At 71.0% G+C, this 11,797-nt stretch carries 12 protein-coding genes; 6 read left to right on the top strand and 6 right to left on the bottom strand.

Annotated features, from left to right (window positions below):
* The first annotated feature begins 82 nt into the window (after window positions 1–82).
* Window positions 83–1,054 (top strand): WYL domain-containing protein, encoded by a 972-nt coding sequence (locus tag HC362_RS31575; RefSeq protein ID WP_243087758.1) that lies wholly within the window; start codon window positions 83–85, stop codon window positions 1,052–1,054.
* A 258-nt stretch (window positions 1,055–1,312) separates the two neighbouring features.
* On the opposite strand, the gene HC362_RS31570 is transcribed toward HC362_RS31575, so the two are convergent.
* Entirely contained in the window at window positions 1,313–1,450 is a 138-nt protein-coding gene (locus HC362_RS31570) for a hypothetical protein (RefSeq protein WP_243088954.1), read from the bottom strand.
* A 219-nt stretch (window positions 1,451–1,669) separates the two neighbouring features.
* Between HC362_RS31570 and HC362_RS31565 the strand changes: the two genes are divergently transcribed.
* Together HC362_RS31565 and HC362_RS31560 are read left to right on the top strand one after the other, a co-directional pair.
* Complete coding sequence (locus HC362_RS31565) at window positions 1,670–2,599, top strand: serine hydrolase (protein ID WP_243087756.1); 930 nt, start codon at window positions 1,670–1,672, stop codon at window positions 2,597–2,599.
* Between the two features lie 244 nt (window positions 2,600–2,843).
* Window positions 2,844–3,803 (top strand): chlorophyllase, encoded by a 960-nt coding sequence (locus HC362_RS31560; protein WP_243087750.1) that lies wholly within the window; start codon window positions 2,844–2,846, stop codon window positions 3,801–3,803.
* A gap of 42 nt (window positions 3,804–3,845) precedes the next feature.
* Here HC362_RS31560 and HC362_RS31555 read toward each other — a convergent pair whose 3' ends face one another.
* The 3 genes from HC362_RS31555 to HC362_RS31545 all read right to left on the bottom strand — a co-directional run bounded on the left by HC362_RS31555 (window position 3,846) and on the right by HC362_RS31545 (window position 6,979).
* Window positions 3,846–4,346, bottom strand: a complete 501-nt coding sequence (locus tag HC362_RS31555; protein ID WP_243087748.1) for a hypothetical protein — start codon at window positions 4,344–4,346, stop codon at window positions 3,846–3,848.
* A 62-nt stretch (window positions 4,347–4,408) separates the two neighbouring features.
* The gene (locus HC362_RS31550; RefSeq protein ID WP_243087747.1) at window positions 4,409–5,692 is read right to left on the bottom strand and encodes a hypothetical protein; all 1,284 of its coding nucleotides are present in this window, start codon (window positions 5,690–5,692) and stop codon (window positions 4,409–4,411) included.
* A 75-nt stretch (window positions 5,693–5,767) separates the two neighbouring features.
* On the bottom strand, window positions 5,768–6,979 hold the full coding sequence (locus HC362_RS31545) for an erythromycin esterase family protein (protein WP_243087745.1): 1,212 nt from the start codon (window positions 6,977–6,979) through the stop codon (window positions 5,768–5,770).
* A gap of 68 nt (window positions 6,980–7,047) precedes the next feature.
* On the opposite strand from HC362_RS31545, the gene HC362_RS31540 reads away from it, so the two are divergent.
* Entirely contained in the window at window positions 7,048–7,860 is an 813-nt protein-coding gene (locus HC362_RS31540) for a TioE family transcriptional regulator (protein WP_243087744.1), read from the top strand.
* Between the two features lie 144 nt (window positions 7,861–8,004).
* Complete coding sequence (locus tag HC362_RS31535; RefSeq protein WP_243087743.1) at window positions 8,005–8,538, top strand: CbrC family protein; 534 nt, start codon at window positions 8,005–8,007, stop codon at window positions 8,536–8,538.
* A gap of 97 nt (window positions 8,539–8,635) precedes the next feature.
* Here the strand turns inward: HC362_RS31535 and HC362_RS31530 are convergent, their stop codons facing one another.
* A complete protein-coding gene (locus tag HC362_RS31530; RefSeq protein ID WP_243087741.1) occupies window positions 8,636–9,589 on the bottom strand; it encodes an EamA family transporter in 954 nt (317 codons plus the stop codon).
* 68 nt (window positions 9,590–9,657) lie between these two features.
* Here HC362_RS31530 and HC362_RS31525 point away from each other — a divergent pair, with 68 nt between their 5' ends.
* Window positions 9,658–10,518: a LysR family transcriptional regulator gene (locus HC362_RS31525; protein ID WP_243087740.1), complete on the top strand. Its 861-nt coding sequence runs from the start codon at window positions 9,658–9,660 to the stop codon at window positions 10,516–10,518.
* A 241-nt stretch (window positions 10,519–10,759) separates the two neighbouring features.
* Here the strand turns inward: HC362_RS31525 and HC362_RS31520 are convergent, their stop codons facing one another.
* A complete protein-coding gene (locus HC362_RS31520) occupies window positions 10,760–11,542 on the bottom strand; it encodes a hypothetical protein (RefSeq protein WP_243087738.1) in 783 nt (260 codons plus the stop codon).
* Window positions 11,543–11,797 lie beyond the last annotated feature (255 nt).

Here is an 11,797-nt window from a genome sequence, read left to right as displayed (position 1 = left end):
TGGCCGCCCTGCCGACGTCGGTGCTCATGAGCCTCGCAACAAAGCACGACATCCTTGGTCATGTATTCGATAAGGTCCCCCCATGCGCGCCGATCGGCTGGTCTCGCTGGTGCTGCTGCTGCGTCAGCGCGGACGGCTGACAGCTGACACGCTCGCCCGCGAACTCGAGGTGTCCACCCGCACCGTGCTGCGCGACATCGAGGCGCTCTCCGCAGCAGGCGTCCCGGTCTACGCCGAACGCGGCCGACACGGCGGGTTCGCGCTGTTGCCCGGCTTCCGGACCGAGCTCACCGGGCTGAACCACGAAGAGGCCCTCGCCTTGCTGACCGCCGGATCAGGCCGCGGCGAGCAGGTGTTCGGCCTCGGCTCGGCACTCGCCTCGGCCATGCGCAAGGTGGTCGACGCGCTGCCCGAGGACCACCGGACCACCGCGAGCGACGCGGCCCAGCGGTTCCTCGTCGAGCCGGAGACCGACCTGCTCTCCCGCCGGTTGGTCACCGAGGAGGTGCCCGGCACGACGATGGTGGAGGTCCGGCGCGCGGTGCTCGCCGGGCACAAACTGCGCATCCACTACGCGGCCACGGACCAGCCGGCGCAGTGGCGCACGGTGGACCCGATCGGACTGGTCACCGTGCGCGAGCGGATCTATTTGCTGGCCACGAGAGCCGGCGCGGACCGCACCTACCGGCTCTCGCGCATGCTGGCCGCCGAGGCGCTGACCGAGCCGGCACAGCGACCGAACCGGGTCGACCTCAACCGGATCTGGCGAGAACGCTGCGCGCGGTTTCTCTCCAGCGGCCATATCGCCGCGCTGGTACGGGTGGACCCGAAGCGGCGGGAGGAGCTGCTGAACACCGCGGTGGCCGTGCGCGCCGCGGAACCCGAAGCGGACGGCTGGGTGCGGCTGGAGGTGACGTTCCAGGACCTGCGTCACGCCGAGTGGGCGCTGTGGCAGCTCGGCACGGACGCGGAAGCCCTGGCCCCGGAGCCACTGCGCACCTCTCTGCGCGACCGTGCCACCGCGCTCGCCACCCGCTACGCAGACCCCTCCTGAGGTAGGCGCCCGCGGCGGCGTGGGACGAGGCCGTGGCATTGCTGACGCCGATCCGCCGCGCCGACCCGCGCGTGAGCGCGCCCGCCGTCCACCACCTCGTACGGTCGTTCTTCACCCGCCACTTCCAGCGACGTATCCGTCGGAGCTCGCGTCCCGGGGTCGGGGGGGGTGGGCCGCCCGCCGTCGAGCTCCCGCCGCGGCGACCAGCGCAGGCGGGGGGCGTCGGGCGTCGGCGCGCTCACCGTGCGGGCGGATGCCTCAGCGGACCGCCCGCTTCACTAGCGCGGCGATCCGCGCCTCCGCCTCGGTCGTCACCTCGGTCGGTGGGGACCCGGCGGCCCACATCGTCCCCTCGTCCAGCTTCGCCTGGTCGGTGACCAGCGGTTTGAGGAGCATCACACGGGGGTGTCCCGGCAGCGGATGCGGCACGGAAGCAGGCGCGGGACTTGAGCAGCTCCTGTCACGTCAGCGCTCCGGCGGTGACCGGTCGCCGTGAACTTTTCCACCGGGGGCTTCATCGAACCCCGGTGTCCGACCCGATCACGCGGTGGACCGCGCCGGCGCCGATGCGCCGCCGTCCACCGACACCGACCGCAGACGCGGAGCTTCCTCTTCATGAACACCAAGTTCCTGACAGCACGCAAGATCACCATCATCGCCGTCTCCGGCGCGCTGATCGCCGCCTTCCCTCTGGTCGCCCGGTCGGTCACGGCCGAGGACCCGGCACCGCCGACCGTCGGGGCCGAGGGAGCCACGCTGGTGGACGGCGAGAGCGGGAAGTCGCTCTACGGCAAGAGAGCCGACACCCCGCGTCCGATGGCCAGCACCGTGAAGATCATGGTTGCCTACACCGTCCTCGACCAGCGGAACCTCGACCTGGAGCGCGAGGTCACCGTGCGGCAGCAGTATCGCGACTACGTCGCCGCGCACCACGCCAGCACGGCGGATCTGCAGACCGGCGACAAGGTCACCGTCCGCCAGCTTCTGTACGCCTCCTTGCTGCCCTCCGGTGCCGACGCCGCCGAGGCTCTGGCCGACACCTTCGGCACCGGGGACAGCCTCGCGGAGCGGACCAGGTCGTTCGTCGGCAAGATGAACGCGAAGGCGCGTCAGCTCCAACTGAGCGAAACCCGGTTCCACACCTTCGACGGCACGGGCGACGACACCAGCACACCGGCCGAGCTGGTCGAACTGACCCGGCACGCCCTGCAGAACGAGGTGTTCAGGAAGGTCGTCGAGACCAAGAAGTACAAGGCCGAGGCGCCCGCCGCCAACGGCCGCACCCGCTACTACACCTGGACCAACACCAACCAGCTGCTCGGTGCCTACGACGGGGTCATCGGCATCAAGACCGGGACCACGCAGAAGGCCGGCGCGTGCCTGGTCTTCGCGGCGAGCCGCGACGGCAGGACGCTGGTCGGCAGCGTGCTCGACAGCGACAACCGGTACACCGACGCGGCGAAGCTGCTCGACCACGGCTTCGGCTCGGACGACGCGAAGGACCTGGAGCTTTCCGAACTGCCGTCCGACGCCCAGCGCGACTGAAGGCATCCGGCCATGGCTGAACACGCCTGGCCACGCCCGAACACGCCGACCGCACGGCGCGGCCGGGCAGGGGCGTCCGCGTACACCCGCTCCCGTTCGACGGCCGTTGACAAAGCGGAACACGGTTCCGCATACTAAACGGAACAACGCTCCGCTTCAGCGACCGAAGCCGGAGGCTTCCGACCGCCTCACCGCCGCCACCGAACAGGACCGACGGCGCAGGCCCTTGAAGGGACATACGCACATGAGTGAACCCACCTACCCGGCAGACACCTTCGACTCGCCCGCTCCGGTGCTGTCGGTCAGCCCGGTGGTGCTGCCGGCCCCAGGGCGGGCCGTGGACCTCGAGGTCCGCGTGTCCGCGCCCGTCACCGGGAGCGACCTGCCGGTGGTGCTGCTCTCGCACGGGCAGGGCTACTCGAACCACCTCTCCTCGCTGAACGGCTACGCGCCGCTCGCCAACTTCTGGGCGGCGCACGGCTTCGTCGTCATCCAGCCGACCCACTTGAGCTCCGCGACGCTGAGCCTGGACCCCGACACCCCCGGGGCGCCCCTGTTCTGGCGGTCACGGGCCGAGGACATGACCCGTATCCTCGACCAGCTCGACGTCATCGAGGCCGCCGTGCCGCAGCTGCTCGGGCGGCTGGACCGGAGCAAGGTCGCCGCTGCCGGGCACTCGATGGGCGGTCACACCGCCGGACTGCTGCTGGGAGCCCGGCTCACCGACCCGGACGACGGAACGGAGGTGGACCTGGCCGACCCCCGGATCACAGCGGGGATACTGATGGCCGCACCCGGCCGGGGCGGCGACGCCCTCACCGAGTTCGTGGCCGAGAACTGGCCCTTCTTCCGGACCACGGACTTCTCCAAGATGACGGCTCCCACGCTCGTCGTCGCGGGCGACAGGGACGACTCCGCCCATCTGACGGACCGTGGGCCGGACTGGCACACCGATCCGTACTTCCTCTCCCCCGGCCCCAAGTCCCTGCTCACCCTGTTCGGCGCCGAACACGGGCTCGGCGGAGTGTCGGGATACGACGTCGCCGAGACCACGGACGAGAACCCCGGCCGGGTGTCCGTCATCCAGCGGCTCACCAGTGCCTATCTCCGCACCGCGTTCAACCCCGGGGATTCCGCCTGGAAGGCGGCGTGTGACGCGCTGCTGTCCGGCCCCGAACCTCTCGGACGCATCGAGTCGAAGTAGGGGTCAGCCCACCCGATCGAAGCAGGAGCCCGTCCGACCACGTCACCCCTCCTCGTCCGCTTCTTCCTGGGAGCGGCCGACGGAGGTGTGCCGCGCCAGGAACTGCGCGACGACCACATCCAGCCCTCCTATCAGGAGGTATGAGGCGACCGTGCCGAGGCCCGTGACGGGCCAGGCGCAGGGGTCGGGGAGGTGGGCGAGCCCGAACGCCACGGCCACCGCCACGGCGACGGACAGGAAGTCGACGCTCCCCTTCAGCCCGAGCATCTGCTGGCTCTCGCTCAGCCGACCGCGAGCGAACCGGCCGAGAAAGCTCAGGTTGACCACCAAGAAGGCCCCAGCGGCACCGAAGGCGAAGACCACGGTCTCCACCGCGCTCGCAGGCCCCTTCACCGCGCCGGCCAGTCCGTATGCGGCCGTGATCGAGAGGGAGAAGCCGTAGGCCGTGGCGTTGTCCTGAAGGGCCGTTCGGACGCCTTCGCCGTAGACCCGGAGCTGACCCGGCGTCCGACCGTGCCCGCTCTCCTCGTCTTTGTCCGGCATGGTGCCAGTTTCCCACGCCGCTTTCCGTCCCGCCGCGCCTTACGAGACCGTCACGTGTCGGCTCAGCGCCACTCCAGGACGAAGCCGGAGCGCAGCGCCTGGTCCGCGCCCGTCGACTCGATCTTTTCCGGGGTCGAGCCCGGCTCGGTGGCGACGCGGAAGTGCTCTTCCCGGGGGCCCTGCCGGGAGGTGATGATCATTTGCCGGCCGTCGGGGGACAGCGCGCGCAGCGTGTTCTTCCGGCTGGTCGTGGGGAGGATCGGTTTGCCCGTCGCGCCTTCGGGCGCGGTCTCGTCCTTGCGGAGGCGAGTGGTGTCCACGGTCCAGAAGTTGTTCTTCCTGGCCGGGTCGTCCTCCGTCAGCTCACGCGGGCCGCACAGGACGGTGGTGTTGTCCGTCCAGGCCCACGGCCTGCAGGCGTCGGGGAGAGGGAAGAGCGGCGCGTCGTCGTCGCGCTGGGTGGTGGCGCGGCGGGGTACGTCGACCACGTTCATGCCCTGGAGTTCGTGAAAGCCCGCCGCCTTACGGCCGTTGGGGCTGACCCGCAGAATGCTCGCCGTGATGGCACTCGCCGGGCGGCCGGCCAGGGTGAAGCCGGGCCGCTGCAAGGTGAGGCGATCACCCGCGCCGCGGGCGATGGGTGTGCCCGCCTTGCCTCCGGACACCTTGGTGCTGAAGATGCGCGGGGTCTCGTCCTCCTTGCCCTTGGTCATGTACCAGACCTCGGTCCCCTCGCTGCCCGGTGCGAACACCGGGTGCTGTTCGGTCGGGGCGTCCGCGAAGTCTGATTCGCCACCCTTGGTGAGCATCGTCTTCCGGCCGTCGGGGGTCACCACCGCGGCGCGCGTCCCGCCCGTCCGGGAGTCGCTGAGGACGACGGCCAGTTTGGAGAAGTCGTCGTTGAAGAGCTGTCGCAGACGCGGCTCGGCGAAGCCGTTGGGGCCGTCGTCCTCGTCGTCCGTCTCGCCCGGTTCGATCATGCCGTCGTCACACAGTTCGCTCAACGGTGTCTTCGCGTCGTCGTCCGTCAGGACCGTCTGTGCGGGGAGCGTGAACGTCGTGCTGCTGACCTGCTTCCAGGATTTCGGGTTCCATACCTCCACGGTCACCTTGGCCGGGTTGTTCGCCGGGACGGTGCACCAGGCTTTGACCAGGACCCCCTTGGCCGGGATCGCGCCGTCTCCGCGCGACGGGCCGCTCTGTCGGGCCCGCTTGCCCTTCTCACTGCCGCTGTCCGGGCTCTCCCCGTTCCCCGGCGCCCCGCCCTCGCCGCCGCAGCCTGCGAGCGGAATGGTGACGGCGAGGACGAGAGCCGCGAGGTGTATATGACGCCGCTGTTCACGCATGGTGGGCGAGTGTATACGGCAAGACGCCCGCGCCCTCCGGGAGTTGGCCACGGTCGTGCCGGGGCCTGCTGCTGATCAATGCCCCTGGCTCTCCGGGATGTCCTTGACGAAGACGAGCCCGTCGTACCCGTCCAGGTGGGCCGGGTCGAGTGCGGCGTATCCGTAGTACGGAGACACGCGAGGCGCGGGCGGTGTGCCGCCGAAACCGGCGGCCAGCCGGGCGGTGTCGACAACGCAGCGGTCCTCCGGCAGCGCGTACAGGAGCCCTTCGACGGTGTCCGGCGGCGGCGCGTCCACCCCCTGGTGGCGGAGCGTGCCCAGGGCCGTGGCCACGACGGCGTACTCCTCGCCCAGTTGCGCGTTCACCAGCGCCCCGGCGCTCCACCACTCCAGCGGCAGCTCACCCAGCCGCATCGAGCTCTTGTCCCGCTGGAGATGGGCGTTGTGGGCGTGGACGAGTGCCGGGCCGCGTTCGGCGGCGGCGAGGAGGTTCTCGGCCATCATGCGGTCCCGCAGACCCAACAGCCGGGCCATGCGGGACGGCGAGGTGTCGGCCATCCAGTAGTGGTAGCCCAGCAGGCCGGTGGCGGTGCGCCCGTACAAGCGGGCCCGGTGCCAGTCGTCCCGCGAGGTCTCGGCGATCAGATACGGCGTCTGGGTGTCCAGCAGCGCCACCAGGTCGTCGGCGAGCAGCCGCAGCTCCCCGGCCTCGGCCGACTGCCCTATGGACCGGCCGGGGTCCATCATCGCGGCCGGATCGGTCCACCGGCCGTCGTCGCCGAGCAGACGGTCGAGGGTCTCCCGGGTACACGGCAGCAGTTCCGCTTCCACCCGTGCTGCGAGGTAGCCGTGGAGCGCGGTGAGGGACTGCCGTGGGCTCTCGGCGTGGGTGATCTCCAACGGGCCGTCGAACCCGGCGAAGCGGAGTTGCCCGGACGCGGGCCTGCCGTCGTTGTAGGCGCACATCCACCGCACGAGTTCGCGGTTGGCCGCGGACGTGCCGAACCCGTGGCTGAACCCGTGCTCCATGACGTGATCGAGCGAGCCCTTGCCCGAGGTGACGTACTCGTCCACGAGCAGGCCCTTCACGCAGTCGCTCTCGATGGTGATCGTCCGGTAGCCCTCCTGCTCGACGAGCTGCCGGAACAGCTCGTTGCGCAGGTCGAGCAGAGGGTCCTCACCGTGGGTGGGCTCGCCCAGGGCGAGCAGCCGGGGCCGCGCCGGGAGCAGCCCCATGACGGCGGCAGCGTCGACGGCCTGGACGGCGTCCTTGATGTCAGTAGCCATGGCTTCAACCGTATCGTTGAACCTTCGGTGGAAACTTTGCCGCGCTTTGCCGCGATAGCCTCTGCCTCATGCCACGAAAGCTTCAAAGCGGGGAACGGTTGAGGCCGGTCGATCTGGCACGCGAGCACGGGCTGTCCACCCAGGCGGTCAGGAACTACGAGGAGGCCGGCATCCTTCCGGCCGCCGGTCGCACGGCCCATGGCTACCGCACCTACACCGCACTGCACGCCGGGGCCCTGCGCGCGTTCCTCGCCCTGGTGCCCGGGCACGGCCACCAAGCGGCGGCGTCGATCATGCGTGCCGTGAACCGGGGCGCGCACGAGGAGGCGTTCCGCCTCATCGACGAGAGCCACGCCCAACTCCTCGACGACCGCGGGACCCTGCAGGCCGTGGAGAGCGCCCTCCGCGACCTGGAGCCCACCGGGGCGGCCGCGCCGCCCGCCCCGGAGTCCGAGCCTGCTGCGGGGTCCGCGCGCACCACGCGGTCCCAGCCGGCCGGGATGTCCGGGCCCGGCGGCACCTTCATCGGGCCGCTCGCGGGCAAGCTCGGCATCCGGCCCGCGACATTGCGCAAATGGGAGCGCGCCGGGCTGGTGCGGCCGCGCCGCGACCCGCTGACCGGGTACCGCGTCTACGACGACGCCGACGTACGCGACGCCCGGCTGGCCCACCAGCTCAGGCGGGGCGGCTACCCGCTGGAGCGGATCGCCCCGCTGATCGCCCAGGTACGGTCGGCCGGCGGGCTGGAGCCGCTGGAGGGCGCGCTGCAGGACTGGCACGGTCGGCTGTCGGCACGTGGGCGCGCGCTGCTGGCCGGGGCCGCGGAGCTGGAGGCGTATCTCCGCGCACGGCGGCGCGCCGACGGATCAGGGTGCGCGTAGTCCGACAGCGACATCAGGCGCCCTCCTCGTTGGTGCACGTGCCGTTCGCTACCGTCGCCACTTGATCGCGGACCATCTCGCGGACAGACTGCCCTCCATGGGATCAGCAGGCATACGCACCGAGGTGCGGATCGGGAAGCCGCGATGAGTGACGGCCTGCCCTTCTTCCGCTATCACCCGGACCCCCTCGCAACCGGGTCCCTCCGGGAGACTGCCGAGGCGTGCGCCTGCTGCGAGCGCAGCACCGGCTGGATCTACACGGCGACCTTCTACACAGCGCGCGAGGTCAACGGACGCTTCTGCCCGTGGTGCATCGCGGACGGCAGCGCGGCCGAACGCTTCGCCGGTGAATTCACCGACTCCTACGGGCTCGACGGGGTCAGCGAGGAAGTCCTGCACGAGGTCACCCGCCGCACTCCCGGCTTCCACGCCTGGCAGGACCCGCACTGGCTCGTCCACTGCCAGGACGCGGCCGCCTTCATCGGCGAGGTCGGGTACACCGAGTTGGCGGCGCACCCCGAAGCCCTCGACCAGTTGCGAACCGACATGCGCATCGACGGCCGGCACGACGAGAAACAGCTCGAGCGGTTCCTGAACCACCTGGGCGAGGGGGCGACCGCCATGCTCTTCCGCTGCACCGTCTGCGGCACCCATCTCGCCTACGCCGACGCCTCCTGACTCCGCTGTCCCGGCGAGCCCGTGCGGCAGGCCGCACGCGCTCGTGAGCTCACCGCCACCGGCAGCCCCTCCCCCAGCAAGGTCCGCCGGACAGGCCCTACCCGCGTGCCGTGCGGCCTGTGCGCACTGCTCCCGCGCTGGCCCCCACCACCAGTGCGATCGCCAGGCACTGCAGGGGCGAGAGCTCCTGTCCCAGGACCAGGAACCCGGCCAGTGCCGCGATCGCCGGTGCCAGGCTCATCAGTACGGCGAAGGTCGGCGCGGGGAGGCGGCGGAGGGCCAGCAGTTCCAGGGTGTACGGCAGGCCGGAGGACAGCAGTGCCACGGCCAGGCCCAGGCCGAGCACACCCGGCTGGAGCAGCGTGGCGCCGGTGGAGCCGATGCCCAGTGGCAGGCTCATCAGCGCGGCCACGCCCATCGCCAGGGCGAGTCCGTCCAGCCGCGGAAAGCGGGCGCCGGTCCGGGAGTTGAAGACGATGTAGGCCGCCCACATGGCTCCCGCGCCCAGCGCGAAGGCGGCGCCCACGAGGTCGAGCCGGCCGAAGCCGTCCTGTCCGAGGAGGAAGACGCCCAGGAGTGCGGCGCCGGCCCATACCAGGCTCAGAGCGCGGCGTGCTGCCGCGATGGACAGCACGAGCGGACCGAGAACTTCCAAGGTCACCGCGGGGCCGAGCGGGATCCGGTCGATCGCCTGGTAGAAGAGTATGTTCATGCCGCCGAGCGCCAGACCGAAGGCCCCGACGACGGCCCAGTCCGCACGGCTGTACCCGCGCAGCCGGGGGCGGCAGACGGCCAGCAGCAGCACGGCCGCGATCGTCACCCGCAAGGCCACCACACCGAGAGCTCCGGCACGGGGGAAGAGCAGGGCGGCGACGGCGGAGCCGAACTGCACGGAGACGGCGCCGGCCAGCACCAGTCCGATGCCGCCGAGGCTGCCGACTCCGGTGGGGGCCGTCACCGTACGGACGCGGCCGGCCGGTGTTGTGCCCGCTGCCGGGGATGCCGGGGACGCCTCCCCGGCGGGGTCTGTTCGCGCGCTCGTCTGTGTCATGCCATCACGCTACGGAGCCGCGCCCGCGCTGGGAAATGCCGATTGAGCCGTGGTTATGCTTGCTGGGTATGACCGTCGAGCTGCGCCACCTGCGGGCCCTTCTCGCCATCGCCGAGGAGGGCACCATCACCCGTGCGGCAGCCCGGCTGCACATCGGTCAGCCCGCACTGTCGCGCACGCTGCGCCAGCTCGAGAGTCACCTGGGCGTGCGCCTGGTCGACCGCTCCACGCACCATCTGGAGCTCACAACGGCCGGCCGCAGGTTCCGTGAGAAGGCCGCCGCCGCACTGGCCGCCGTGGACGCGGCCCTCGACCCGCGCCCGCTGACGGCCCTGCCGCTCCGACTCGGGCACCCCTGGGCAGCACTGGGCGGCCGTACCATCCCCCTGCTGCGCCGCTGGGACGAGGAACACCCCGAGGTCCCACTGGAGTTGCGCCGCATCGACGACCGTACGGCGGGGCTCGCCCAGGGAAAGGTGGACGTCGCGCTGCTGCGCGGCGAGCTCGGGGCTCCGGGGCTGGTCACGGAGCTGCTGGAGCACGAGGAGCGGATCGCGGTGGTGCCCGCGGACAGCGAGCTGGCCGGCCGGAGCGCCCTGACTCTGGCAGATCTCGCCGCGTGGCCGGTCGCCTTGAACACGGTGGCCGGCACCACCACTCCGGAGCTGTGGCCCGCCTCGGCGCGCCCCAGGGAGACGATCGAGGTCACCAACACCGACGAGTGGCTGACGGCCATCGCCGTCGGCCGGGCCGTGGGCGTCTCGACGTCGGCGACCCCCGGCCTGCACTCGCACCCGTCGATCGCCTACCGTCCACTGACCGACGCCCCACCGGTCCCGCTGCTCCTCGCCTGGCACAGCGGCACCCCGACCCACCCCGCCATCCCGGCCCTGGTGGCACTGGCCCGACAGCTGGTGGCGGAACGCTGACGGGGCCCTCGGGGCGCCCAGGCACCCAGGCGCTCAGGCCGAGCAGGGCGAGCAGGGCACTCAGCGCGCGCCGTCCGGCGCCGGACGGCGGTGCCGAGCTGTTCCCGGCTGGTCATGGCCGGACGGTGGGGCCCGGCGGACTCGGGAGAGCAAGCGGTACGTCGACCGCCGCACTCCGCCGGACTCCGCCGGGGCAAAGCCGCCGCACACCGTGGCTGCCGGGGTGCGGACTGAAAAGGCGTCAGCCCTCCGTGGGCCGGACGGTGCTCATGATCTTCTTGATCTCGGCATTTGTCAGCGCCTTCGGAACTCCTTGGTCCGCGTAGATCACCCAGCCGTGCATGGTGCCGTCCGGGAGCTTCTGCGCGATGCTGTGCACCACGGCCTTGGGCGGGACGCACGGGCTCGGCCGGTGGGTGACGGTGACCTCGGCGGTCGCGGTGTAACCGGTGATACCGCCCTGCTTCCACGGCTTGGCCTCGCTCACCTTGATCTTGGGCTTGTGGTCCTCGCCGCCGTACGCGGCGAAGCCCCAGTTGCCCGCCCAGTTGCGGGCGTTCTCCTGGAGGCTGCCCTGCTTGCCGCCGCCCGTGGTGCCGACGGTGGCGAGCTGACCCTTGCCCGCCTGGCCGACAGCCTTGGGGTTGGGGCTCGACGAGCAGCCGCCTTCACGGTAGTTGGCGCTCCCGGTCATGACGACGATCGGCTTGCCGCTCTTGTCGGTGTAGGAGAGCGCCATGTCCTCCTTGAGGACCTTCCACTTCTTGGCCTTGCCGGGCACGTCGTAGCGGAAGTGGTGCTTCTGCGAGGTCTGCGTCTGCCATCCGGCGATCGACGGCTTGTCGCCCGAGGGGCCCGCCGGCGCTGCGGATTCGGACGACTCCGCTGAGGGCTTCTTCGACTTCGCGGCATCGGCGTCCTTGTCCTTGGACTTGCCGACGTCCTCGTTGCATCCGCTGAGAGCGACGACCAAGCCGATGCCGATTGCCGCGACGGCGGCCTTCTTCGTTCGGCGAGTTGGCACCGCGGGGGAACTCGGGTGGTGAGCAATACGCTGGGCAATCTTTGACTGGAACATGATCGATACCCTATGTGAACTGGGCTTCTCCCTCTTGACCAGGTGCAGGTCCCCTACGAGACGGATACCTGCCTGTGACAGAAAGCCCGGAGTTGCTGCACGCGGCGCGCGAAATACCACGGCGTGGACCGTGCCACGCCACCCCTCGACTCTTTGCACCTGTTTGCGGACCTTCTCACTCACGGGGCCCGGGGGACGATC

The sequence above is a fragment of the Streptomyces sp. 891-h genome (assembly GCF_022760275.1).
In the GTDB taxonomy this organism is placed as follows: domain Bacteria; phylum Actinomycetota; class Actinomycetes; order Streptomycetales; family Streptomycetaceae; genus Streptomyces; species Streptomyces spirodelae.
Note: the sequence above shows the minus strand (reverse complement) of the source record. Positions and strands in the feature narration are given on the sequence as shown.